We start from the raw sequence: 24,621 nt of genomic DNA, 5'->3' as shown, positions 1-24,621 counted from the left end.
TTGACCAGCGGCACCGCCTGGCGCTGCATGAGGCGACCCGGGGGTCGACGTCAGCGCACGTCGTAACCGAGCAGCGGAGTCCCGTCGACCCGGTGCACCTCCAGCCGGACCAGCTCCGCCCCGGAGAACCGGGTCGCCCCGGTGAAGTGGACCTCGTCGCCGGGGGCCGCCAGCCACGACCCCACCTGCTCGCTCGCGCCGTCCGGGCCGTACGCCACCAGCCGGAACGTGTACGCCTTCTGGTAGCCGGTCCGGGCGCCGTACTCGCACCGCATGGTCACCTCGGTCCCCCACTGCGTGCCATTGAGCCCGATCTCGGCGCTGACCGGCACCGCCCCGGCGACCGGCTGCATGGCGACCATCCGTACCTGGAGGTCGGTCCGGGGCGGTGTTCCCGGGTTGGTGAGCCAGACCGAGCCCAGCCCCACCACCAGCGCCAGGCAGGCGGCGGCGAGCGCCGCTCCGGCGTACCGCCAGCGGGTCACCGACCGCTCCCGGCGCCGCACCGACCGCGCGGCCTCGATCAGGGTCGGCAGCCGGGACTCGACGGTCGGCGACGGCCCGGTGATCCGCGCCAGCCCCTCCACGTCGAGACGGCCGAGCAGCCCCGGCAGGGCGGCGACCTCGGCCACCGCCGCCGGGCAGGTCGGACAGTTGGCGAGGTGACGCTCGTACGCGGCGCGTTCGGAGGGGGCGAGTGCACCCAACACGTACGCGCCGTCGTCAAAAGCAAACTCACACCGCTCGTCGCGCTCGCTCATCTATTGGGTCACCCCCATCTCCGCCAGTACCAACCGCAGGGATCGCAGCGCGTAGTGCGTCCGCGACTTCACCGTGCCCGGCGGTACGCCGAGCCGCGACGCCGCCTCAGCCACCGACCGTCCCTGGTAGAAGCACTCCACCAGAACCTCACGGTGGGTCGGGGAGAGACGGGCGAGCGCCTCGGCGACCATCCACGCCTCCACCGCCCGGTCCGCCTCGTCGGACAGTTGCGGCGGCTCCGGCAGGTCGTCGGTGATCACCTCGCCGACCCGGGTGCTGCGCCGACGCCAGGCGTCGATCGCCAGGTTCCGGGCCGTGGTGAAGAGCCAGGCCCGGACCGAGCCGCGTGCCGGGTCCAGCGCCTCCGGGTGGCGCCAGGCCCGCAGCAGGGTCTCCTGGACCAGGTCCTCGGCCCGTTGGCGGTCACCGTTGACCAGACGCAACGAGTGCGCGAAGAGCGCGTCCGCGTGCTCGTCGTGCAGCGCGCGCAGCAACTCGGCGTCCCGGTCGCTGATGGCAACCTCCTCGCTGCCGCACCCGACGTCGGTGGTCCCGACACTCTCGCAACTGTTACACGCGGTCCGGTGCCGATCGGTTCACCGTCGGGCGGGCCCGCTGGTTCGGCCGCCGGCACCCGAGCGGTCCATCGACCGCTGACCGGGCGGTCCATCGACCCATGGCCGACTGTCCGAGGGGATCACCGCCGACCGGCCCATCGATGCTCGGAACTGCGGCTGTTCATGTGGGGTTCACCACAGCGCCGAAAGCCGCTCACAGCGCGCTCCTAGCGTGCGGCTCACCCCTGCCCACCGCTCTCCCCGAGCGGTGCGCCGGGGGCCGTTCCGCTGAACCGACATGCAGCTTGATCCAGCCAAGGAGGCCATCCCACATGAACGACCGTCCCCGGCTGCTCCCCCTGCTCGGCTCGACCGGTCATGGTGGCCGCAGTGCCATGACCTGCCTCTACCGCTGCGGTAACGCCTGTGATCACCCGGTGCCGAACGAGTCGGAGAACGAGTACTTCGGCGACGTGGTCAAGGCCGAGGTCACCCGTCGCGGAGTGGTCCGGGCCGGCGCGGTCGGCGCCCTCGTACTCGGCTTCGGCGGTGCGGCCGCCGGTGCGCTCGCCGGTGCGGCCCCCGCGCTCGCGGCGCCCGGTGAGGGCTCGACCCCGGCCCTGCCGGACGTCGAGTCGTTCACCGCGCGGAAGACCCCGCCCGGCAACGGCGCCCTGACCTTCAAGTCGATCCCGCCGAACAAGCTGGACACGCTGGTCGTGCCGAACGGGTACGACCACTCCGTGGTGATCCGCTGGGGCGACCCGGTGGCGCCGGACGCGCCTGAACTGGACATCCACCACCAGACCGCAGCCCGCCAGTCGAAGCAGTTCGGCTACAACAACGACTTCGTCGCCGTGCTGCCGCTGGACCGCAAGGGTGAGAAGGCACTGCTCGTGGTGAACCACGAGTACACCAACGAGGAACTGATGTTCCCGGGCTTCACCTCGCTGGACGCGCTCACCGTCGAACAGGTCCGGGCCACCATCGCCGCGCACGGCCTCTCCGTGGTGGAGGTGGAGCGGGTCGGCGACACCGGCGAGTGGCGGCTGGTCCGCACGGGCAAGCGGCCGTACAACCGGCGGATCACCGCGCTGAACACCCGGTTCGACTTCACCGGCCCGGCGGCCGGCTCGGCCTGGCTGAAGACGGCGGCGGACCCGCGTGGCATGGTCGCCATCGGTACGCTCAACAACTGCGCCGGTGGCGTCACCCCGTGGGGCACGGTGCTCTCCGGCGAGGAGAACTTCAACCAGTACTTCGTCGGTGGCGACGGGGCACCGGAGGCGCTCAAGCCGAAGCTGGCCCGGTACGGCATCCCGACCACCGCCCGCTACCCGAGCGGCAGCCGCAAGTGGGAGCGCGCCGACGAGCGCTTCGACCTGGCGAAGCACCCGAACGAGGCGCACCGGTTCGGCTGGATCGTCGAGGTCGATCCGCTCGACCCGGAGGCGAAGCCGCGCAAGCACACCGCGCTCGGCCGGTTCAAGCACGAGGGCGCGAACGTCATCATCGCCAAGTCCGGCCACGTGGTCGCGTACATGGGTGACGACGAGCGGTTCGACTACATGTACAAGTTCGTCTCGGACAAGAAGTACATCAAGGGCAACTCGTGGACCGCCCGGCAGCACAACCTGACCCTGCTGGAGTCCGGCACCCTGTACGTCGCCAAGCTCGACTACACCAGCGCCGACGAGATCGACGGTTCCGGGAAGCTCCCGACCGACGGGGCGTTCAACGGCCAGGGCAAGTGGATCAAGCTGGTCCGGGGCAACACCTCGTACGTGCCCGGCATGACCGCCGCCGACGTACTGACCTTCACCCGGCTCGCCGGTGACGCGGTCGGCGCGACGAAGATGGACCGGCCGGAGGACGTCGAGCCGTCGTTGCTCACCGGCAAGATCTACGTGGCGTTGACCAACAACACCAACCGGGGCGTCGGCACCAACCCGGCGGTCGACGAGGCGAACCCGCGCAACGGCAACAAGCACGGGCAGATCCTGGAGATCGTCGAGAACAAGGGCGACCACACCGGGGAGAGCTTCGTCTGGTCGTTGCCGATCGTCTGCGGCGACCCGACCGACCCGTCGACGTTCTTCGCCGGGTACGACAAGACCCAGGTGTCGCCGATCTCCTGCCCGGACAACGTCGCCTTCGACGGTGCGGGAAACCTGTGGATCTCCACCGACGGTAACCAGCTCGGCAGCAACGACGGCCTCTTCGCCACCGCGATCGAAGGTCCGGAGAAGGGTCACCTCAAGCAGTTCCTGACCGTGCCGGTCGGCGCCGAGACCTGCGGCCCGTTCATCAGCACGGACAACCGCTCGGTCTTCGTCGCCGTACAGCACCCGGGCGAGATCAGCGGTGCGTCGATCGAGAAGCCGGCGTCGAACTGGCCGGACGGTGACTTCGCCAAGCCGGGCGTGGTCGTCACCTGGCGCCTCGACGGCGGCCCGGTGGGCAGCTGACCCTCCTGTGACGGCCCGCCGGTACCGGCACCACGCCGGTACCGGCGGGTCGTCCCGTCTCGGGTCAGACCTCGGTGGCGAGCCCGTCGGCGACCGCGCGGGCCACGGTCAGCAGTTTCGCCCGGACCACCCGCGCCGACGTCATCATCTCCGCGGCCGGCAGCGCGCAGGCCAGCACCACCCGGCGTTCCATGTCCTTGTCGGGCGTCGCCAGCACGGCGGCGCACGCCACCCCCTGCCGGTACTGCCCCAGTTCCAGGTGCATCCCGCGCCGGTCACCGGCGGTCAGGTCGGCCTCGAAGGTGTCGGTCGCGGTCAACGTCGCCGTGGTGAACGGGCGCATGCCGTACTCCCGCAGATAGCGGAAGCGCTGCTCGGGCGTGAGCGTGGCGAGCAGGGCCTTGCCGAGGGCGGTCGCGTGGGCTCCCTCGTCGAAGCCCGGCACCAGATCCTCCAGGTACGGCGACCGTGGCCCCTCCGCCACCGCGGTGATCGCCACCTGGCCGCCGACGAACCGGCCGAGGAAGTGGCTGTAGCCGGTGTCGACCGCGGCCCGCCGGAGCGACTCACCCACCACCGGAGGACCCCGGAAGGCGGTCACCAGCTCGCGATAGCGGTCCGCCACCTCCAGCCCGACGATGTACGTGCCGTCCTCGCGCCGGATCACGTAACCCTCGTACGCGAGCGTCCGCACCAGGTGGTACGTGGTGGCGACGGTCAGCTCACACCGTCGCGCAATCTGCTTCACGGTCAAGCCCTTCGGGGCGCGCCCGACCGCTTCGAGAACACGTAGCGCACGGGACACGCTACGGATCAGGTCCGAAGGTTCCGCCAGAGGGTCGCGCACAACCACCTCCGCCGCTGGGGCTTACACCATATGAAAAATCCGCCGACTACGAAATGCCCGTTCGGATCGAGGATGCCAGATCTACGGCGACACTGCGTGCAGCGACAGACACGGTAAGTTCCTCCGCCCGGCCCATGTGCCGCTCCTGTCGCGCAGGTTGTCCCAAAGTGGGCTGGATCACGTCAACCAGTTCGTCGCCCGCCCGCGTTCTATCCCTCGTACGGCAGGAGGGAGCGGAATGGGGAGGGCCAGGGATCCGGCCGCCGCGCGTGACCAGGGCTTCCGTGACTTCTACGTGGCTCGCGGCACCCGGCTGCGCGCTACCGCGTACCTCCTGTGCGGCGACTGGCACCTGGCCGAGGATCTGGTGCAGGCCACCTTCACCAAGCTCTATCTGGCCTGGCCACGGATCTACCGGTACGAGCACCTCGACCAGTACGCCCACCGCACCTTGCTCCACACGTTCATCAGCGAGCGCCGTCGCGCCTGGCGGCGAGAGGACCCGGTACGGGAACTGCCGGACGACAGGGCCACGACCAGCAGCACAGCCAGCCGCACCGAGGACCGGATAGTTCTGCTCGACGCACTGTCCGGCCTCCCCACCCGACAGCGCGCCACCCTCGTACTGCGCTTCTTCGAGGACATGTCGGTCGAGCAGACCGCGGACCTGCTCGGGATCACCACCGGCGCGGTCAAGACACATACACACCGGGCATTAGCCGCATTACGGTCAAAGCTCGGCTCGTTGACCCTGAACCAGACCGACACCCTGAGCCTGGTTCCGAAGAAGGAGATCCGATGACCGAGCCGTCGATCCGGGAGCTGCTCTCGCGGGCCGTCGAGGCCGGCCCGCCACCGGGGATCCAACTACCCGTCGACGACGTCCTCGCCCGCAACCGGCAACTGCTCCGCCGCCGACGGATCGGCCAGACCGTCGCCGCCGCCGTACTGGTCACCGTCGCCGCCGGAATCGCCACCCTGCTCCCCGGTTGGCCACGATCGGCGCTGCCCACCGCACCGGCCGCACCCCTGCCGAACGCGGCGACCCCGATGGTCACGGCAACCCCACCGGCCACCGGCCCACCACCGGACTACCGCGCCCTCGCACTGGCCGCGATGGACCGACTCACGGCCGCCATCCCGGCCGGATACACCCTGCCCCAGGGCGACTCCACCCCCGCCCCCGGTGGCGGCACCTACGCCACCCGTGAGACCACCTGGCACTCCGCCACCCGGGCGTCGACCAACGAGCAGAAGCCGAAGGAGCTGTACCGGGCGTCGCTGGAGGTCCAACTCGACGGTCGCGCGGCCGTCCTCACCTTACGACTGCTGCCCGCCCAGACCCCATCCGGCGGGGTGTCCGCCAACCCCTGCGACACCCCGATAAACAGCGAGGAGCAGACCTGCCGGATGGTCACAGCCGGCAACGGGTCAGCCGTACGGATCGCCAGCTGGCACCCGGTGACCGGCCCGGTGGACGAGGCCGTGTACATCACCAAAAACCTACTCGTTACGGTGCAACAGGCGGGCCGCCCCCGCCCCGGCGTCTACGCGCTCGGCCGCCCCGTCCTCCCGGACCAACAGCTCGCCGACCTGGTCACCGACCCGGCCCTGCTCCCCTAGACACCCGCACACCCCCTCACAGACCGGACCCGTCACCCCATCCCACCCCGGAACCGACCCGCACCGACCCGACACGACCGGGCCGGTCGGCGCCGTACGCCCAACGGCCGGATCAGCGCCCCGATTCGCCCGAACCGCACCGGCGCCATCCGCCCGAACCACGAGGAGCCGTCCATGCCCGCCCGCCGCACCGGAAAGCGCCGCAGGCCCTCCGCCACCCGACGCCTGCTACCGCCCGCCGCAGTGGCCGTGGTCGTCGGCGTGGCGATCGCCGTGGTCGGCCTGACCGGGGCCGGCCGTCACCCCAACCCCTCCCAGGCCAACTCAGCCGCCAGCGCCGCCGCCAACCCGGCCGGCAGCGGCAGCCCCGCGCCCTCCGCGCAGGCCCCCAAGCCCGTCGTCACCCCGTCGCAGGAGGCCGTCGCGCCCCCGAAGCCGGTGACGTACCCCGAGACGGGCCCCCGCACCTGGCAGGTCGCCGACGGCCGCAGCAAGGTCTATGGCACCTCCGGACAACTGCTGCGGTTCCGGGTGTCCGTGGAGAACAAGATCGAGGGCATCACCGCCAACGAGTTCGCCGACGCGGTGGTCACCACGCTGGGAGACCCCCGAAGCTGGACCGGCAACGGCCAATGGCGACTACAACGCGTGGGACCGAACGAAACAGCGGCCTTCACGATCTACCTCGCCAGCCCGGCGACCCGCGACCAGCTCTGCCAGGACGGGTACGACCGCTACACCTCCTGCCGCAACGGCAACTCCGTCGTCATCAACGTCGCCCGCTGGGCGCACGGCGTACCCAACTACGGCGCATCCCTCGCCGAGTACCAGCTGTACGTCATCAACCACGAGGTCGGTCACCGGCTCGGCCATGGCCACGAACTCTGCCCCGGCAAGGGCGAACTCGCGCCCGTGATGCAGCAACAGACCCTCGGCATGCACGGCTGCACCGCCAACGCCTGGCCCCTCCAGAACGGCAAGTTGTACGCCGGCAAGCCCGGCCAGTACAACGACCCCATACCGGACTGACTGGCCTCGGCTGCGCCTCGGCTGGCTCGCTCCGCTTCGCGCCGCCCAATGCGGCGTCTTCGCCTGCGGGCGACGACGGCTTCGCCGCGTCGTCCTCGGCTCCAGACGCCGCGCGGCGCTCGGTCGACTCGCGACGTTGGTCGCGGTCAGAACGGACTGCCGCTCTCTTCGCCGTCCGGCTCTTTCTGGTCGCTGGCCCTGGTCGAATGCCGGGGTACGCCGAACGGGTCGTGACGGCTGATCTGTGGCCCTCAGCGCGCCGACAGCACGGCGGGGGTACCCACGGCGGCAAGCTGCTGGCCCGTACCAATGGTCCGGTCCTCCTCGCGGCATCGCCCACCGCCCACGCCGAACCGAACGGCGAACAAAACGTCAGTCAGCAGTAACCGCACCCACGTCGCGAGTCGACCGAGCGCCGCCGCGGCGTCTGGAGCCGAGGACGACGAGGCGAAGCCTTCGTCGCCCGCAGGCGAAGACGCCGCACTGGGCGGCGCGAAGCGGAGCGAGCCGCGCCAGCCCCGCTGGCGCCGGCTAACACGGAGCGAGCCGGCCGAGCGCAGCGAGGCCCAGCTAACTAGTCCGGTCGGCGATGAAGTCGCAGAGGGACTCGAGGGCCTGTCGGGCGGAGCAGCTTGGCAGCGGGGTGAGTTGTTCGCGCGCGTCTTCGGCGTAGCTGCGGACGGTTTCGCGGGCTCGTTTGAGGGCCGGCGATTCGCGGAGCAAGCCGAGTGCCTCGGCGTGCAGGGCGTCGTCGGTGACCGGGCCGACGGAGAGGATCTCGCGGAGCCGTACGGAGGCGGCGTCGTCGTCGTCGGAGGCGAGCGCATACAGCACGGGGAGGGTGGGCACGCCCTCCCGCAGGTCGGTGCCGGGTGTTTTGCCGGACTGGACTGAGTCCGAGGCGATGTCGAGCAGGTCGTCGGAGAGCTGAAACGCCACACCGATGGTTTCGCCGTAGCGGGCGAGCGCCTCGACGTGTGCCTCGGGGGCGCCGCCGAACATGCCGCCGAAGCGGGCGGAGGTGGCGATCAGGGAGCCGGTCTTCTCGCCGATGACGTTCAGGTAGTGGGCGACCGGGTCCTCGCCGGCTCGTACGCCGACGGTTTCGGCGATCTGTCCGTGTACCAGCCGGGCGAAGGTGCGGGCCTGGAGGCGTACGGCTTCGGGGCCGAGGTCGGCGGCGATGTCGGCGGCGCGGGCGAAGAGGTAGTCACCGACCAGGATCGCCACCGAGTTGGTCCAGCGCGAGTTGGCGCTCGGGGCGCCGCGCCGGACGAGGGCCTCGTCCATGACATCGTCGTGGTAGAGCGTGGCGAGGTGGGTGAGCTCCATCACCACCGCTGCGGGCACCACAAATTCGGAGGTCGGGTCGCCGAACTGGGCGCCGAGGGCGACCAGTAGTGGCCGGAACCGCTTGCCGCCGGCCTCGACAAGATGCCGGGCCGCCTCCGTCACGAGCGGGTCGGCGCTCGCCACGCTCGCCAGCAGTTCGGTCTCGACCGAGGCGAGGACCGCCAGGGCCGAAGCCTCGACTTTCTCGTCGACGAAGTCGAGCCCAATTCCCGTCAGGCCGTCAGCCGGTCTCCCCACGCTCTCAACCATGCCACACCGGCCCGACCACCCCTGGCCGGGGGCGGTCGGGATCCATCGTGCGCGGAGCCAGGTGCCGGGTCGTGATTCCGGTCACTTGACGAATTCTGCGGCGCCGTTGGCGAGGTCCAGCAGCGGTGCCGGAACCACTCCGAGGGCGAGCGTCGCGACCACGCCGATCGTCAGCGCGGCGGAGGTGAGGCCTCCCGGGATCGAGACGGTCGGGGTGGACTCGCTCGGCTCGGAAAGCCACATCATGACCACGACCCGGAGGTACGGGAAGGCAAGGATCATGCTGGTCAGTACACCGGCGATGACCATCCAGGTGTTCCCGCCGTCCAGCGCCGCCCCGAAGACCGCGAACTTGCTGGTGAAGCCGCTGGTGAGCGGGATGCCGGCGAAGGCCAGCAGGAGGAACGTGAAGATCCCGGCGAAGAGCGGCGAGCGGCGGCCGAGGCCGGCCCAGCGGGACAGGTGGGTGGCCTCCCCGTCGGCGTCCCGGACCAGGCTCACCACGCCGAATGCGGCGATCACGGTGAAGCCGTACGCGACGAGGTAGAACATCGTGCTGGAGAGGCCGTCGCGGGTGAGCGCGAGTACGCCGACGAGCAGGTAACCGGCGTTCGCCACGGACGAGTACGCGAGGAGCCGCTTCATGTCGGTCTGGGTGACCGCGAGGACCGCGCCGACCAGCATGGTCAGCACCGCGACAGCACCGAGGATCGGGGTGAAGTCCCAGGCGGCTCCGGCGAACGCCACGTAGAGCACCCGCAGCAGACCACCGAAGGCGGCAATCTTGGTGCAGGCGGCCATGAAGGCGGTCACCGGCGTCGGGGCGCCCTGGTAGACGTCCGGGGTCCAGACGTGGAACGGCGCGGCGGCGGCCTTGAAGAGCAGCCCGATGCTGATCATGGCGATGCCCGCGACCAGCAGGATCCGGTTGTTCGACGAGTCGGCGACGGCGTTGCTGATGGTGGCGAAGTCGACGCCGCCCGGCTCGTCGCCCGGCTGGCCGTTCGTCACACCGGCGGTGAAGCCGTAGGTGAGCGCGATGCCGAAGAGGAAGAACGCGGAGGCGTACGCACCGAGCATGAAGTACTTGAGCGCGGCCTCCTGGCTCAGCAGTCGCCGGCGACGGGCCAGCGCGCAGAGCAGGTAGAGCGGCAGCGAGAAGACCTCGAGCGCGATGAACATGGTGAGCAGGTCGTTGGCGGCGACGAAGAGCAGCATGCCACCGACCGCGAACATGGTCAGCGGGAAGACCTCGGTGGAGCCACCCTCCTCGTTCGCCTGCCGCCGGTCCTCCTCGGAGCCGACGGTCACCGCGGCGTGGGCGACGAAGGCGCCGCCGTGCTCCAGCGTCCGCTCACCGATCATCAGCAGCGCCATCGCGGCGAGCACGAGGATCGCGCCCTGCAGGAAGAGGGTGGGACCGTCGACCGCGACCGCCTCACCGGCGGTGACCGTCTGGGTGGTCCGCTCCAGCACCACCACGATCAGGGCGGCGACCAGGGCGGCGAGACCGAGGACGAGCTGCACCACGTGCCGGAGGCGCCGCGGGACGAACGCCTCGACCAGGACCCCGACGCAGGCCGTACCGAGCAGGATCAGGATCGGCGCGAGGGCCGCGTAGTTGATGGAGGGCAACTGCAGCGTGTTCATTTCGCGGCCTCCGGAAGGTGCCCGACCGTCGGAGCGGGGTCGGACTTGCCGACGTTCTCCATCGTGGCCTTGACGGCGGGGTTGATGACGTCGGTGACCGGCTTCGGGTAGAAGCCGAGTACCAGGATGAGCGCGATCAGGGGCGCGACCACGACCTTCTCCCGAAGGTTCATGTCGTGCCGCATTCCCTCGACCTCGGTCAGAGCCGGATTCAGGGTGCCCTGCGTGGTGCGCTGCACCATCCACAGCACGTACGCGGCGGCCAGGATGATGCCGGCCGTGGCGATGATGGCGACCGGCTTGTTCACCGTGTAGGTGCCGATCAGCACCAGGAACTCGGAGATGAACGGTGCCGTGCCGGGCAGCGCCAGCGAGGCCAGACCGGCGAAGAAGAGGATCCCGGCCAGTACCGGGACCATCTTGCCGGCCCCACCGAAGTCGCTGATCAGCGCCGAGTTGCGGCGGGCCACGAACATGCCGACCACCAGGAAGAGCATGCCGGTGGCGAGACCGTGGTTGAGCATGTAGAGCACCGCGCCGGTGCCGGCCTGGGTGGTGAAGGCGAAGATGCCGACGCCGATGAAGCCGAAGTGGGCGATCGAGGTGTACGACACCAGCCGCTTGAGGTCGTTCTGGCCGACCGCGAGCAGCGCCGCGTAGATGATGCCGATCACGCCGAGGGCGAGTGCCCAGGGGGCGAACCAGCGGGACGCCTCGGGGAAGAGCGGCAGGCAGTAGCGGAGGATGCCGAACGTACCGACCTTGTCCATCACACCGACCAGCAGTGCGGCGGCACCCGCCGGGGCGGCGCCACCGGCGTCCGGCAGCCAGGTGTGGAAGGGGAAGAACGGTGCCTTGATCGCGAAGGCGATGAAGAAGCCGAGGAAGAGCCAGCGTTCGGTACCGGTGGAGATGTCCATCTGCGGCAGCGTCTGGAGCAGCGTCTGCCAGTCGAAGGTCTTGCCGCCGACGACCCAGAGGCCGATCACCGCGGCGAGCATGAAGAGCCCGCCGACGAGCGAGTAGAGGAAGAACTTCACCGCCGCGTACTGGCGCTGGTGTCCGCCGTAGCTTCCGATCAGGAAGTACATCGGGACCAGCATGACCTCGAAGAACACGTAGAACAGGAAGACGTCGGCGGCGGCGAAGACGCCGATCATCGTGCATTCGAGGAGCAGCAGCAGCGCGAAGTAGACCGGCACCGACCGCTTGGACTTGTCCGCGTCGTGCCAGCTGGCCAGGATCACCAGCGGCACCAGGATCGCGATCAGCATCAGCATCACCAGCGCGATGCCGTCGGCCGCGAAGGTGAAGTTGACCCCCCAGCGTGGGATCCAGGAGTACGACTCGCGGAACTGGAGTCGGTCACCGCCGGCCTGGAACGCCACCCACATGAAGATCGAGAGCACCAGTACGGCGACCGACCAGACGAGCGCGACCCGCTTGGCCAGCTCCGGCTGGCTGCGTGGCAGGAACACCACGACCAGGGCACCGACCAGCGGCGCCAGCGTCAGTACGGAGAGGAAGGGAAAATCCTCCATCAGGCCAGCCATCCCATCTGCAGGGCCAGGAACGCCGCCACCACCAGCAGGGCGCCGGTGAGCATCGACATCGCGTACGACCGGACGAACCCGGTCTGCAGCCGGCGCAGCCGGCCGGAGCCGCCGCCTACCGCCGCGGCCAGTCCGTTGACCAGCCCGTCGATGCCGCGGTTGTCGAGGTAGACCAGGGCCCGGGTGAGGAAGATGCCGGGCTTTTCGAAGACCGCCTCGTTGAACGCGTCCGTGTACAGGTTGCGCCGCGCGGCCTGTACCACCGGCCCGACCGGCTGCTGCTGCAGCGCGGTGCCGTTACGGAACAGCAGCCAGGCGAGCCCGGCACCGAGCACGGTCAGCACCAGCGAGAGCGTGGTGATCACACCGTGCGAGAGCACGCCGTGTGCTCCCTCCTCGGCCTCCGGCAGCACCGCCGGGGCGAGCCAGTCCGGCACCGAGGTGGCGAGCAGCGCGCCGGCGCCGAGCGAACCGATCCCGAGCAGGATGAGCGGGATGGTCATGATCGCTGGCGACTCGTGCGGGTGCTCGATGTCGTCGGTCCAGCGCTTCGGCCCGTGGAACGTGAGCACGAAGAGCCGGGTCATGTAGAAGGCGGTGAGGCCGGCACCGAGCAGGGCCGCTCCGCCGTAGAGCCACGCGGTCCAGCCGTGCCGCTCGAAGGCGGCGGCGATGATCGGCTCCTTGGAGAAGTAGCCGGAGAACGGCCACATGCCGATGATCGCCAACCAGCCGGCGCCGAAGGTGAGCCAGGTGATCCGCATGTACTTGGCGAGCCCGCCGAAGCGGCGGATGTCGACCTGGTCCTTCATGCCGTGCATGACCGAACCGGCGCCGAGGAACATGTTGGCCTTGAAGAAGCCGTGCGCCAGCAGGTGGATGATGGCCAGCGCGTACGCGCCACCGCCGAGTCCGACGCCGAGGAACATGTAGCCGATCTGGCTCACCGTCGACCAGGCGAGGACCCGCTTGATGTCGTCCTTGGCCGCGCCGATGATGCAGCCCATCAGCAGCGTCAGCGCACCGACGCTGACCACCACGGTCTGCAGCGTGTGGTCCGCCGAGAAGATCGGGTTGGACCGGGCGATCAGGTAGACGCCGGCGGTGACCATGGTGGCGGCGTGGATCAGGGCGGAGACCGGGGTCGGACCCTCCATCGCGTCCGGCAACCATGCCTGCAGCGGGAACTGACCGGACTTGCCGGCCGCGCCGAGCAGCAGCAGCAGCCCGATCGCCAGTACGGTGCCGCCGGCCAGGGTGCCGGCGTCGACGCCGCCGATCACCCCGTTGAAGACCTCGTTGTACTGGGTGGTGCCGAAGGTGGCGAACATGATGAAGATGGCGATGGCCAGACCGGCGTCACCGACCCGGTTCATCAGGAACGCCTTCTTACCGGCGGTGGCCGCCGACGGGCGCCCGTACCAGAAGGAGATCAGCAGGTACGACGCCAGACCGACGCCCTCCCAGCCGAAGTAGAGCATCACGTAGTTGTTGCCGAGCACGAGCATGAGCATCGCGGCGACGAACAGGTTGAAGTACGCGAAGAATCGACGCCGGCCCGGGTCGTGCTCCATGTAGCCGACCGCGTAGAGGTGGATGAGGAAACCCACCCCGGTGATCAGCAGCACGAAGACCCCGGACAGCGGGTCGAAGAGCAGGCCGAAGTCGACCTTGAAGTTGCCGACCGAGATGAACTCCCAGAGGCTGCTCTCGACGGACTTGTTGTCCAGGCCGCGCAGCTGGAAGAAATAGGTCAGGCCAAGCACGAATGCGGCGCCGATACTCGCCACGCCCAGCCAGTGACCCCACCGGTCGGCCCGACGGCCGAGCAGCAGGAGGATCGCCGCGCTGGCCAGGGGGATGGCCACCAGCAGCCACACGCTGCTCAGTAGCCCCGTGGCCTGGGCGTACTCCACAGTCTCTTCCACTCGAGGGCCCCTTTAGTACTTCAGCAGGTTGGCGTCGTCGACGCTCGCCGAGCGTCGAGTCCGGAAGATCGACATGATGATCGCGAGTCCGACCACGACCTCGGCCGCGGCGACCACCATCACGAAGAACGCCATGATCTGGCCATTCAGGTCGCCGTTGATCCGGCTGAAGGTGACCAGCGCCAGGTTGGCCGCGTTGAGCATCAGCTCGACGCACATGAAGAGCACGATCGCGTTACGGCGGACGAGGACCCCGACCGCGCCGATGGTGAAGAGCACCGAGGCGAGGACGAGGTAGTACTCCGGTCTCATTTCTCGGTCCCCTTCAGCGCGGTCTCCGACTCGGTCATCTCCCGGGTCGGCAGGATCTCGGGCACGCTGCGCTCACTGAGCGAGCCGTCCGGGAGCCGGCCGGGGGTGGCGACCGAACTCGACGTGGCGAAGACACCCGGGCCGGGCTTCGGACCGGGGTAGTTACCCGGGACGAAGCGCGCCTTCATGGTCGCCACCTGGTCCATCCGCTCCTCCTTGCGCCGCTCCACGTGCGCCAGCACCATCGCGCCGACGGCCGCGGTGATCAGCAGCGCCGAGGTCACCTCGAAGGCGAAGACGTACTTGGTGAAGAGCAGCGACGCGATGCCCTGGACGTTGCCGTCCCGGTTCGCCTCGTCCAGTCCCACCGCGGTGGTGCCCTCCACCGCCCGGTAGACCCCGCTCGCCACCAGCGCGGCGAAACCGAGGCCCAGGGCGATCGCGGCGACCCGCTGGCCGCGCAGTGTCTCGATCAGCGAGTCCGAGGCGTCCCGACCGACCAGCATCAGCACGAACAGGAAGAGCATCATGATCGCGCCGGTGTAGACGATGATCTGCACCATGCCGATGAACGGTCCGGCCTGCAGCACGTAGAACACGCCCAGGCAGAGCATGGTCAGCACCAGCCAGAGCGCCGAGTGCACCGCGTTGCGGGCCACGACCATGCCGAGCCCGCCGATCAGGGCGAGCGGGGCGAGGATCCAGAAGGTCACCGCCTCGCCGGTGGAGACGTCGCCGGCCGCGGCGAGCACCGTCTGCGTCGTCATCACTTGTCTCCAGTCGACCCGGCGGCGTCCGCCGTACCGGTCTCCGACCAGGGCGCCCGCTCGGCGCCGGCCGAGGTGCCCGGATTGGTCAGCGCACCGACGTAGTAGTCCTTCTCGGTGTCCCCGAGCCGCATCGGGTGCGGCGGCTGCTCCATCCCCGGCAGCAGCGGCGCGAGCAGCTGCTCCTTGGTGAAGATCAGGTCCTGCCGCGAGTCCCGGGCCAGCTCGTACTCGTTGCTCATCGTCAGCGAGCGGGTCGGGCAGGCCTCGATGCAGAGTCCGCAGAAGATGCAGCGGGCGTAGTTGATCTGGTACGTGCTGGCGTACCGCTCACCGGGCGAGAAGCGCTTCTCGTCGGTGTTGTCGCCGCCCTCGACGTAGATCGCGTCCGCCGGGCAGGCCCAGGCGCACAGCTCGCAGCCGATGCACTTCTCCAGCCCGTCGGGGTGACGGTTGAGGATGTGCCGCCCGTGGTAGCGCGGGGCCGGCGTCGGCGGCTTGAACGGGTAGTCGGTGGTGACCACCTTCTTGAACATGTGCGAGAAGGTGACCCCGAAACCCTTGAAGGTCCCCGAGATGCCCACGTCACACCTCCTTCTCGTCCGCGCCAGCGGTGATGACGGCCTGCTCCCGCTCCGCGACCGCGCGCTTGAGCCGCGGACTCGGCGGGACCACCAGGTCCATGGGGGGCAGCGGGAAGCTGCCGGCCGGGCGGGAGCGCACCTGCTGCTGCAGGGTCTCGGTCGGTTCCGGCTTGCGGTTGGGCCAGAAGAGCACGATCAGCAACAGGACCGCGACCACGATGCCGATGACGATCCACCGGTCGGTCGCGCGCCAGCCGTCGATCGAGCGGATGCCGGAGAGCGCCAGGATCCAGACCAGGTTGATCGGCAGCAGCACCTTCCAGCCGAACCTCATGAACTGGTCGTACCGGAGCCGGGGCAGGGTGCCCCGGAGCCAGACGAAGACGAAGACGAGCAGGACCACCTTGCCGAGGAACCAGAGCAGCGGCCACCAGCCGGAGTTCGCGCCCTCCCAGAAGGTGATCGGCCACGGCGCCCGCCAACCACCCAGGAAGAGCGTGACGGTCACCGCCGACATGGTCACCATGGCGACGTACTCGGAGAGCATGAAGAGCGCGAACTTCAGCGAGCTGTACTCGGTCATGAAGCCGGCGACCAGCTCGGACTCGGCTTCGGGCAGGTCGAACGGCGCCCGGTTGGTCTCGCCGACGATCGCGATGAAGAAGATGATGAAGCTCGGCAGCAGCAGGATCGCGTACCAGGCCGGCGCGGTCGGGTGCCAGCCGAAGATGTCCCAGCTGGCCGACGAGTTGCCGGACTGCGCGGCGACGATCCCGCTGGTGGACATGGTGCCGGCGGTCATGAAGACGGCAACGATGGAGAGACCCATCGCGACCTCGTACGAGATCATCTGGGCGCTCGACCGGAGCCCGCCGAGGAGCGGGTAGGTCGAGCCGGAGGCCCAGCCGCCGAGCACGATGCCGTAGACGCCCATCGAGGAGCAGGCGAGGATCACCAGGACCGCCACCGGCACGTCGGTGACCTGCAACGGCGTCCGCTCGCCGAAGATGCTCACCATCGGGCCGAACGGGACCACCGAAAGCGCGGTCACCGCGCTGATCACCGAGATGGTCGGGGCGAAGAAGAAGACCACCTTGTCCGACGCCTTCGGCAGGATGTCCTCCTTGAAGGCCATCTTGAGGCCGTCAGCGAGGGTCTGCAGCAGGCCGAAGGGGCCCACCTGGTTCGGGCCGGGACGGACCTGCATCCGACCGACCACGCGCCGCTCGAACCAGACCCCGAGCAGGGTGGCCAGCACCGCGAAGACGAAGGCAAAGACAATCTTGAGCAGGACCAGCCACCAGGTGTCCTTGCCGAAGTCGGCGAGGGTCGGGTCCTGGGCCAGGTAGTCGATTCTCATTCGGTTCCACCTCCTGCTGCCGCGTTGAGCAGCGGGCCGGGCCGGTCGGCCGCGTCGGCGGCGACCAGGTGGGACGCACCGGCGGAGAGCCGGACGATCGCGCCCGAGGTGACGCCGAGACCGCGCCGGACCGTCGAGCCGGGCGAGTTGGTCGGCAGCCAGACCACACCGTCGGGCATGTCGGTGATCTCCAGGGGCAGGGTGAGCGCGCCCCGGTCGGTGCCGACGGTGACCGCGTCGCCGTCGGTGACGCCGAGTGCCTCTGCGGCGGCCTTGCCGAGCCGGACCACCGGCGGGCGGGCGGTGCCGCCGAGCTGTGCGTCGCCCTCGGTCAGGCTGCCCAGGTCGATCAGGTGGTGCCAGGTGGCGAGGACCGCCTCACCCGCGCCGGGCGCGACGGCCCCGGCCGGCTCGACCGCCGGGCTGGCCGGGCGCTCCGCCCGGGTCACCGGCAGTCCGCCCAGCTCGCGGCGGACGCTGTTCACGTCGCCGGTGCCGAGGTCGATCCCGAGCTGCGCGGCGAGCGCGTCCAGCACCCGGGCGTCGCTCATCGCGGTCGTGTCGAGCACGGCCTCGAAGGTCCGCAGCCGGCCCTCCCAGTCGAGGAAGCTGCCGGCCTTCTCCACCACCGGGGCGACCGGGAAGACCACGTCGGCGCGGCGGGTGACCGCACTGCCCTTGATCTCCAGGCTGATCAGGAACTGCACCTTCTCCAGAGCTTCCTCGGCGAGCCGGGGATCGGCCAGGTCGGACGGGTCGACCCCGGCCACCACCAGCGCACCGATCCGATCGTCGGCGACCGCGGCGATGATCTGGTCGGTGTCCCGACCCACCTGGCTCGGGATGACTCCGGCGGCCACGTCCCAGGCACCGGCCAGTTCGGCCCGTGCACCGGGGTCGGTCACCGGGCGTCCGCCGGGGAGCAGGTTGGGCAGGCAGCCCGCGTCGACCGCACCCCGGTCGCCCGCTCGCCGCGGCACCCAGGCCAGCTTCGCCCCGGTACGTTCGGCGACCGCCGCCGCGGCGGAGAGCCCGCCCGGTACGGTGGCGAGCCGCTCGCCGACGAAGAGGATCGCGCCCGGCGTGCTGAGCGCCTCGGCGACCGTGTCGTGCTCGGCCAGCACCCGCGCCTCCTCACCCGGGACGACCCGGGCGAGCTTGGCGCCGAGCTTCTCCAGCCCACGGCTGGCGAACGGCGCCAACGCGTAGACCTTGAGGCCCTTCTTCTGGTGCGCCTTGCGCAGGCGCAGGAAGAGGATCGGGCACTCCTCCTCCGGCTCGAGGCCGGCGAGGACCACCGCGGATGCCCGCTCGATGTCGGCGTAGGTCACATCGGTCACGCCGGCCACGTTGCTCGCCAGGAACTGGGTCTCCTCGGCGGCGACCGGGCGGGCACGGAAGTCGATGTCGTTGGTGTTCAGAGCCACCCGGGCGAACTTCGCGTACGCGTACGCGTCCTCGACGGTGAGCCGGCCACCGGTGAGCACACCGATGCCGTACGCGCCGTCCCGGGCCCGACGCAGCCCTTCGGCGGCGAAGGCGAACGCCTCGCTCCAGGAAGCCTCCCGCAGCTCACCGGTCTTGGCGTCGCGGATCAGCGGGTTGGTGAGCCGCTCGTTCGCGGTGCTGTAGCGGAAGCCCCAGCGGCCCTTGTCGCAGTTCCACTCCTCGTTCACCGCGGCGTCGTCGCCGGCGAGCCGGCGCTGCACCTTGCCCCGGCGGTGGTCGGTGCGCTGGGCGCAGCCGGCGGAGCAGTGCTCGCAGACGCTCGGGGTGGAGACCAGGTCGAACGGGCGGGCCCGGAACCGGTACTGGGCACCGGTCAGCGCGCCGACCGGGCAGATCTGCACCGTGTTGCCGGAGAAGTACGAGTTGAACGGGACATCCCCGGCACCGCCTGCGTCGCGTCCGGTGCCGTCGCCCTCGCCGCCGTAGACCTCGTCCCGGTAGACGTTGATCTGCTCGCCGGAGGAGCGGTCCATCAGGTCGATGAACTTGTCCCCGGCGATCTCCTCGGAGAACCGGGTGCAGCGCTGGCAGAGTACGCACCGCTCACGGTCGAGCAGCACCTGCGAGGAGATGTTGATCGGCTTCTCGTACTCGCGCTTCTGTTCGTGGAAGCGCGACTCCGGGCGGCCGGTGGACATCGCCTGGTTCTGCAGTGGGCACTCGCCGCCCTTGTCGCACATCGGGCAGTCGAGCGGGTGGTTGAGCAGAAGCAGCTCCATCACCCCCTCCTGCGCCTTCTTGGCGACCGGGGAGGTGAGCTGGGTCTTCACCACCATGCCCTCGGCCACCGTCTGGGTGCAGGAGGCGACCGGCTTGCGCTGGCCCTCCACGTCGACCAGACACTGCCGGCAGGCCCCGGCCGGGGCGAGCAGCGGGTGGTCGCAGAACCGGGGGATCTCGATGCCGAGCTTCTCGGCGGCCCGGATGAGCAGCGTGCCCTTGGGCGCGGTCACCTCGATGCCGTCGATGGTGAGGGTGACGGTCTCCACCGGCGCGGCAGCGCCGGCCGGGTTGACGGCCTTCAGATCGGTCATTAGTGCGCACCTACCAACTGCTTGTCCGACAGCTTCGGCGCGGTGCGCCCCTCGATGTAGTCGAGGTAGTCCTGCTTGAAGTACTGCAGGGACGAGGTCACCGGGCTGGTCGCGCCGTCGCCGAGACCGCAGAACGAGCGGCCGAGGATGTTGTCACAGGTGTCGAGCAGGGTGTCCAGGTCCTCCTGGGTGCCGTGCCCGGAGAGGATCCGGCGGTAGACCCGGACCATCCAGTAGTTGCCCTCCCGGCACGGGGTGCACTTGCCACACGACTCGTGGTGGTAGAACTCCAGCCACCGGTAGGTCGCGTAGACCGGGCAGTCCTGGTCGGAGAAGATCTGGGTCGCGGTGGTGCCGAGGATCGAGCCGGCCGCCGCCACCCCCTCGAAGTCGAGCGGCACGTCCAGGTGGTCGGCCGTGAGTAGCGGGGTCGACGAGCCACCCGGGGTCCAGAACCGCAGGTTGTGACCGGGCTGCATGCCGCCCGCCAGCTCGATCAGCTCGCGCAGCGTGATGCCGAGGCCGGCCTCGAACTGACCCGGGTTGTTCACCCGACCGGAGAGCGAGTAGATCATCGGCCCGGAGGACTTCTCCGTACCCATGCTCTTCCACCAGTCGGCGCCGCCGAGCACGATGTACGGCACGCTGGCGATGGTGCCGACGTTGTTGACCACGGTCGGCGAGGCGTAGAGGCCGTGCGTCGCGGGGAACGGCGGGCGCAGCCGCGGCTGGCCCCGGAAGCCCTCCAGCGAGTCGAGCAGCGCGGTTTCCTCACCACAGATGTACGCCCCGGCGCCGCTGTGCACGACCAGGTCCAGATCGAACCCGGAGCCGAGGATGTTCTTGCCGAGGTAACCGGCCCGGTACGCCTCGTCGACCGCGTGCCGCAGCCGCCGGGCGGCGTGGACCGCCTCGCCCCGGATGTAGATGTAGGCGCGGTTGGCCCGGATCGCGTACGACGCGATGATCACGCCCTCGACCAGCGAGTGCGGGTCGTGCGTCATCAGCGGCAGGTCCTTGCAGGTGCCCGGCTCGCCCTCGTCGGCGTTGACCACCAGGTAGTGCGGCTTGCCGTCGCCCTGCGGGATGAAACCCCACTTGAGCCCGGTCGGGAAGCCGGCGCCACCACGACCACGCAGCCCGGAGTCCTTGATCAGCTGGATCAGGTCGTCCGGGTCGGCGGCGATCGCCTTGCGCAGCGCGGCGTAGCCGTCGAGCCGCTGGTAGACGTCGAGTTTCCAGGCGTCCGGGGAGAGCCAGCGCTTGGTCAGCACCGGGGTCAGCTTCGCCAGCGTCTCCGGCCGAGGCGTACTCATGATTGAGCCTCCTTCAACGAACGCTGCTGCTGCTCTGCGTCGTCACCGGCCGGCTTGCCATCGCTGGCGGGCGGGTTGGTGGCGGTGCCTGCGGCGGCGGCGGCCTGGGCGTCCGCCGGTGCCGGCGGTTCGCCGTCGACCGGGGTGGCTACCCCCGGCGCGTCCGGTGCCGGCGTCTTCGCGTCCGGCGCGCGGGTCTCCGCGGTACGCAACTGCGGCGACTTCTGGTCCGGCGCCGGTACGTCCGGCGCGGTGCTGCCGGTCGCGGCGGCCGGCCGGGTGGTGGCCGGTGCCGGTGCGGCGTCCTGCTTGCGCTTGATCGGGGTGTTCGGGTCGAAGCCCTTCACCGAGATGCCGTGCTGTTCGGCCAGGCGCAGACCGCGCAGCGTCGGGTCGCCCGCCACGCCGTCGGCGACCGCGCCCTCGCGCTCGTCGGAGAAGCCGGCGAGCTGGAGCGACATCTCCTTGAGCGTGCAGAGCCGGGCGCCCCGGCTCGGCGCCGGTCGGTTGCCGGCCCGCAGCTCGTTGACCACACCGACCGCGCTGTCCGGGTCGACCTGGTCGAAGAAGTCGTAGTTGACCGTCATCACCGGGCCGTAGTCGCACGCGGCCAGGCACTCGGCGTGTTCCAGCGTGATGCTGCCGTCGCTGGTGGTCTCGTCGTGCCCGACGCCGAGGTGCTCGGAGAGGGTGTCGTAGACCTGCTGCCCGCCGAGGACGTTGCACATGGTGTTGGTGCAGACGCTGACCAGCCAGTCGCCGGTGGGCCGGCGCTTGTACATGGTGTAGAAGGTCGCGACCGCGCCGACCTGTGCCTTGTTCAGGCCGAGGACCTCGGCGCAGAACGTGACGCCGGCCGGGGAGACATAGCCCTCCTCGGACTGGACCAGGTGCAGCAGCGGCAACAGGGCCGAGCGGGACCGGTCGGCCGGGTAACGCGCGATGATCTCCCGCGCGCGCCCGTACGTCTCTTCACTGAAGCCCATCAGCGATCACACCCACCCATCACCGGATCCAGAGAGGCACCGCCCGCGATCACGTCCGCGATCAGACCGCCTTCGGCCATAGCCGGGAGGGCCTGCAGGTTGACGAAGCTCGGCTCGCGGTAGTGCACCCGGTACGGCCGGGTGCCGCCGTCGGAGACGGCGTGTACGCCCAGCTCGCCACGGGGAGCCTCGATCGCGACGTAGACCTGGCCGGGCGGTACCCGGAAACCCTCGGTGACGAGCTTGAAGTGGTGGATCAGCGACTCCATCGACTGACCCATGATCTTCGCGACGTGTTCGAGGGAGTTGCCCATGCCGTCGACGCCGATGGCCAGCTGCGCCGGCCAGGCGATCTTCTTGTCGGCCACCATGATCGGACCGGGGCGGAGCCGGTCGAGTGCCTGCTCCACCAGCTTGAGCGACTCGCGGATTTCGGCGAGCCGGACCTGGTAGCGTCCCCAGACGTCGGCGTCAGTCGAGGTCGGTACGTCGAACTCGTACGTCTCGTAACCGCAGTACGGCATCGTCTTGCGCAGGTCCCAGGGAAGCCCCGCCGAGCGGAGCACGGGGCCGGTGACGCCGAGCGCGACACAACCGGTCACGTCGAGCACGGCCACGTTCTTGGTCCGCTCGATCCAGATCGGCTGCCCGGAGAGGAGGTCCTCGTACTCCTTGAGCCGCTTCGGCATCATGGCGAGGAACTCGCGGATCTTGACGACGGCCGCGTCCGGTACGTCCTGCGCGACACCGCCGGGGCGGACGTACGCCATGTTCATCCGCAGGCCGGTGATCATCTCGAAGATGTCGAGGATGTACTCACGCTCGCGGAAGCCGTACAGCATGATCGAGATCGCGCCGAGTTCCATGCCCGTGGTGGCGAGCCAGACCAGGTGCGAGGCGATCCGGTTCAGCTCCATCATCAGCACCCGGATCGTGGTCGCCCGCTCGGTGACCTCGTCGGTGATGCCGAGCAGCTTCTCCACGGCCAGGCTGTACGCCGTCTCGTTGAAGATCGGCGCCAGGTAGTCCATCCGGGTCACGAAGGTCGAGCCCTGCACCCAGTTGCGGTATTCGAGGTTCTTCTCGATGCCGGTGTGCAGGTAGCCGACGACGCTGCGCGCCTCACGGACCGTCTCGCCCTCGAGTTCGAGGATCAGCCGCAGCACGCCGTGGGTGGAGGGGTGCTGCGGACCCATGTTGACGACGATCCGCTCGTCCGCGATCGGGTCGTGGCCGGCGACGACGGTGTCCCAGTCGCCACCGGTGACGGTGAAGACCCGACCCTCGGTCGTCTCACGCTGCGACGCGTATCCAGGAGTAGTCATTACTGGTAGCTCCTCCGCTTGTCCGGCGGTGGGATCTCCGCGCCCTTGTACTCGACCGGCACACCGCCGAGCGGGTAGTCCTTGCGCTGCGGGTGTCCCTCCCAGTCGTCCGGCATCAGGATCCGGGTCAGACCGGGGTGGCCGTCGAAGACGACCCCGAACATGTCGTACGCCTCCCGCTCCTGCCAGTCGGCGGTCGGGTAGATCGCGGTGACGCTCGGCAGGTGCGGTTCCTCGGCCGTGACGGCGACCTCCAGGCGGATCCGGCGCCGGTAGGTCATCGAGGTGAGCAGGTAGATCACGTGCAGCCGGCGCTCGTCGCTGCCGAGGTAGTCCGCCCCGGAAACCGAGGAGCAGAGCTCGAACCGGAGTGCCCGGTCGTCGCGGAGCACCTGGCACACCTCGGCGATCCGCTCCGCGCGTACGTGCAGGGTCAGCTCACCCCGGTCGACCACGATCTTCTCGATCGCGTCGGCGAAGGCGGGGTACGCCTCCTCCAGCGCGTCCCGGACCTCGTCGAAGTAGCCGCCGTACGGCCGGGGGCTGTCGACCAGGCCGACCCGGCGGCGGACCAGTCCACCGAAGCCGGAGGTGTCGCCGGAGCCGTGGATACCGAACATGCCGCGCCCGGCCGGGCTGGCCGGCGGGTGTTCGGCGGGTGCACCGCTGGTCGCGCCGACCGGCGGGGCAGTCGCCGGTACGCCGCCACCGGGCTTCTCACTGGGCGTGGTCACGGCTTGACACCCCCGCCGATGTGGTTCTGTGCTTTCATCCAGTTCTCGATCCGGAGCTGTTCCTCGCGGCCCTCGCGCACCGCCTGTGTCCACTCCGCCCGCCGGGTCTTGTCGGACCGGTACGACGACGGCATCGAGCCGTACGGCACGACCGGCACGTCACCGCGGGCCTTGCGGGCCTCGAGCATCTTGCGCCCGTTCGGACCGAGCGGCTCGTGCCCGATCTTCTCGCGGAGCTTCAGCACCGCGTCGATCAGCATCTCCGGCCGGGGCGGGCAGCCGGGCAGGTACATGTCGACCGGAACGATGTGGTCGACGCCCTGCACGATGGCGTAGTTGTTGAACATGCCGCCGCTGCTGGCGCAGACGCCCATCGAGAGCACCCAACGGGGCTCGGCCATCTGGTCGTAGATCTGACGCAGCACCGGGGCCATCTTCTGACTGACCCGACCGGCCACGATCATCAGGTCGGCCTGACGCGGCGAGGCGCGGAAGACCTCCATGCCCCAGCGGCCCATGTCGTAGTGCGGGCCACCGGCGGCCATCATCTCGATGGCGCAGCAGGCCAGACCGAAGGTCGCACCCCAGACGGACGACTTGCGGGACCAGTTGACCAGCTTCTCCACCGAGGTGAGCAGGACACCGGCCGGGAGTTTCTCCTCGATACCCATCTGA

Annotated in this window: 21 protein-coding genes; 4 read left to right on the top strand and 17 right to left on the bottom strand. The window is 69.7% G+C overall.

The features are described from left to right. Positions 1-50: 50 nt before the first annotated feature. Together BDK92_RS20400 and BDK92_RS20395 are read right to left on the bottom strand one after the other, a co-directional pair. Positions 51-761 (bottom strand): anti-sigma factor family protein, encoded by a 711-nt coding sequence (locus BDK92_RS20400; RefSeq protein ID WP_121158163.1) that lies wholly within the window; start codon positions 759-761, stop codon positions 51-53. After that, complete coding sequence (locus BDK92_RS20395) at positions 762-1,256, bottom strand: sigma-70 family RNA polymerase sigma factor (RefSeq protein WP_246017143.1); 495 nt, start codon at positions 1,254-1,256, stop codon at positions 762-764. Between the two features lie 395 nt (positions 1,257-1,651). Between BDK92_RS20395 and BDK92_RS20390 the strand changes: the two genes are divergently transcribed. Further along, positions 1,652-3,787 carry a PhoX family protein gene (locus BDK92_RS20390; RefSeq protein ID WP_121158161.1) on the top strand — a complete coding sequence of 712 codons (2,136 nt, stop codon included), beginning with the start codon at positions 1,652-1,654 and terminating at the stop codon, positions 3,785-3,787. A gap of 64 nt (positions 3,788-3,851) precedes the next feature. Here the strand turns inward: BDK92_RS20390 and BDK92_RS20385 are convergent, their stop codons facing one another. Further along, positions 3,852-4,634, bottom strand: a complete 783-nt coding sequence (locus BDK92_RS20385) for an IclR family transcriptional regulator (protein ID WP_121158160.1) — start codon at positions 4,632-4,634, stop codon at positions 3,852-3,854. 238 nt (positions 4,635-4,872) lie between these two features. Between BDK92_RS20385 and BDK92_RS20380 the strand changes: the two genes are divergently transcribed. The 3 genes from BDK92_RS20380 (at position 4,873) to BDK92_RS20365 (ending at position 7,286) form a co-directional block, all read left to right on the top strand. Further along, positions 4,873-5,436 (top strand): SigE family RNA polymerase sigma factor, encoded by a 564-nt coding sequence (locus BDK92_RS20380; RefSeq protein ID WP_121158159.1) that lies wholly within the window; start codon positions 4,873-4,875, stop codon positions 5,434-5,436. After that, complete coding sequence (locus BDK92_RS20375; RefSeq protein ID WP_121158158.1) at positions 5,433-6,257, top strand: hypothetical protein; 825 nt, start codon at positions 5,433-5,435, stop codon at positions 6,255-6,257. The genes BDK92_RS20380 and BDK92_RS20375 overlap by 4 nt, the downstream gene beginning before the upstream one ends. Before the next feature lie 174 nt (positions 6,258-6,431). Further along, a complete protein-coding gene (locus tag BDK92_RS20365) occupies positions 6,432-7,286 on the top strand; it encodes a DUF3152 domain-containing protein (RefSeq protein ID WP_121158156.1) in 855 nt (284 codons plus the stop codon). Between the two features lie 570 nt (positions 7,287-7,856). Here BDK92_RS20365 and BDK92_RS20355 read toward each other — a convergent pair. From BDK92_RS20355 to BDK92_RS20290, 14 genes are all read right to left on the bottom strand, one after another. Beyond that, positions 7,857-8,888: a polyprenyl synthetase family protein gene (locus BDK92_RS20355; RefSeq protein ID WP_121158154.1), complete on the bottom strand. Its 1,032-nt coding sequence runs from the start codon at positions 8,886-8,888 to the stop codon at positions 7,857-7,859. 81 nt (positions 8,889-8,969) lie between these two features. Then, positions 8,970-10,538, bottom strand: coding sequence for an NADH-quinone oxidoreductase subunit NuoN (gene nuoN, locus BDK92_RS20350; protein WP_121158153.1), 1,569 nt, complete (start codon positions 10,536-10,538; stop codon positions 8,970-8,972). After that, entirely contained in the window at positions 10,535-12,079 is a 1,545-nt protein-coding gene (locus BDK92_RS20345) for an NADH-quinone oxidoreductase subunit M (RefSeq protein ID WP_121162420.1), read from the bottom strand. The genes nuoN and BDK92_RS20345 overlap by 4 nt, the downstream gene beginning before the upstream one ends. Further along, on the bottom strand, positions 12,079-14,019 hold the full coding sequence (gene nuoL, locus BDK92_RS20340) for an NADH-quinone oxidoreductase subunit L (protein WP_121158152.1): 1,941 nt from the start codon (positions 14,017-14,019) through the stop codon (positions 12,079-12,081). Before nuoL ends, BDK92_RS20345 begins: the two co-directional genes overlap by 1 nt. Positions 14,020-14,031: 12 nt before the next feature. Then, positions 14,032-14,331 (bottom strand): NADH-quinone oxidoreductase subunit NuoK, encoded by a 300-nt coding sequence (nuoK, locus tag BDK92_RS20335; protein ID WP_121158151.1) that lies wholly within the window; start codon positions 14,329-14,331, stop codon positions 14,032-14,034. Then, positions 14,328-15,098 carry an NADH-quinone oxidoreductase subunit J gene (locus BDK92_RS20330; protein ID WP_121158150.1) on the bottom strand — a complete coding sequence of 257 codons (771 nt, stop codon included), beginning with the start codon at positions 15,096-15,098 and terminating at the stop codon, positions 14,328-14,330. The genes nuoK and BDK92_RS20330 overlap by 4 nt, the downstream gene beginning before the upstream one ends. Continuing rightward, positions 15,098-15,682, bottom strand: coding sequence for an NADH-quinone oxidoreductase subunit NuoI (gene nuoI / locus BDK92_RS20325; RefSeq protein WP_121158149.1), 585 nt, complete (start codon positions 15,680-15,682; stop codon positions 15,098-15,100). Before nuoI ends, BDK92_RS20330 begins: the two co-directional genes overlap by 1 nt. Position 15,683: 1 nt before the next feature. Continuing rightward, positions 15,684-17,036: an NADH-quinone oxidoreductase subunit NuoH gene (nuoH, locus tag BDK92_RS20320; RefSeq protein WP_121162419.1), complete on the bottom strand. Its 1,353-nt coding sequence runs from the start codon at positions 17,034-17,036 to the stop codon at positions 15,684-15,686. Between the two features lie 2 nt (positions 17,037-17,038). Continuing rightward, positions 17,039-19,585 carry an NADH-quinone oxidoreductase subunit G gene (locus BDK92_RS20315; protein ID WP_121158148.1) on the bottom strand — a complete coding sequence of 849 codons (2,547 nt, stop codon included), beginning with the start codon at positions 19,583-19,585 and terminating at the stop codon, positions 17,039-17,041. Beyond that, positions 19,585-20,901, bottom strand: a complete 1,317-nt coding sequence (gene nuoF / locus BDK92_RS20310; RefSeq protein ID WP_121158147.1) for an NADH-quinone oxidoreductase subunit NuoF — start codon at positions 20,899-20,901, stop codon at positions 19,585-19,587. Before nuoF ends, BDK92_RS20315 begins: the two co-directional genes overlap by 1 nt. Then, positions 20,898-21,890, bottom strand: a complete 993-nt coding sequence (gene nuoE / locus BDK92_RS20305; protein WP_211349638.1) for an NADH-quinone oxidoreductase subunit NuoE — start codon at positions 21,888-21,890, stop codon at positions 20,898-20,900. Before nuoE ends, nuoF begins: the two co-directional genes overlap by 4 nt. Further along, entirely contained in the window at positions 21,887-23,212 is a 1,326-nt protein-coding gene (locus tag BDK92_RS20300) for an NADH-quinone oxidoreductase subunit D (protein WP_121158145.1), read from the bottom strand. The genes nuoE and BDK92_RS20300 overlap by 4 nt, the downstream gene beginning before the upstream one ends. Continuing rightward, on the bottom strand, positions 23,212-23,946 hold the full coding sequence (locus tag BDK92_RS20295; RefSeq protein ID WP_121158144.1) for an NADH-quinone oxidoreductase subunit C: 735 nt from the start codon (positions 23,944-23,946) through the stop codon (positions 23,212-23,214). The genes BDK92_RS20300 and BDK92_RS20295 overlap by 1 nt, the downstream gene beginning before the upstream one ends. Beyond that, the gene (locus tag BDK92_RS20290) at positions 23,943-24,617 is read right to left on the bottom strand and encodes a NuoB/complex I 20 kDa subunit family protein (protein ID WP_121158143.1); all 675 of its coding nucleotides are present in this window, start codon (positions 24,615-24,617) and stop codon (positions 23,943-23,945) included. The genes BDK92_RS20295 and BDK92_RS20290 overlap by 4 nt, the downstream gene beginning before the upstream one ends. Positions 24,618-24,621: the final 4 nt, after the last annotated feature.

This window comes from Micromonospora pisi (genome assembly GCF_003633685.1).
Classification (GTDB): domain Bacteria; phylum Actinomycetota; class Actinomycetes; order Mycobacteriales; family Micromonosporaceae; genus Micromonospora_G; species Micromonospora_G pisi.
Note: the sequence above shows the minus strand (reverse complement) of the source record. Positions and strands in the feature narration are given on the sequence as shown.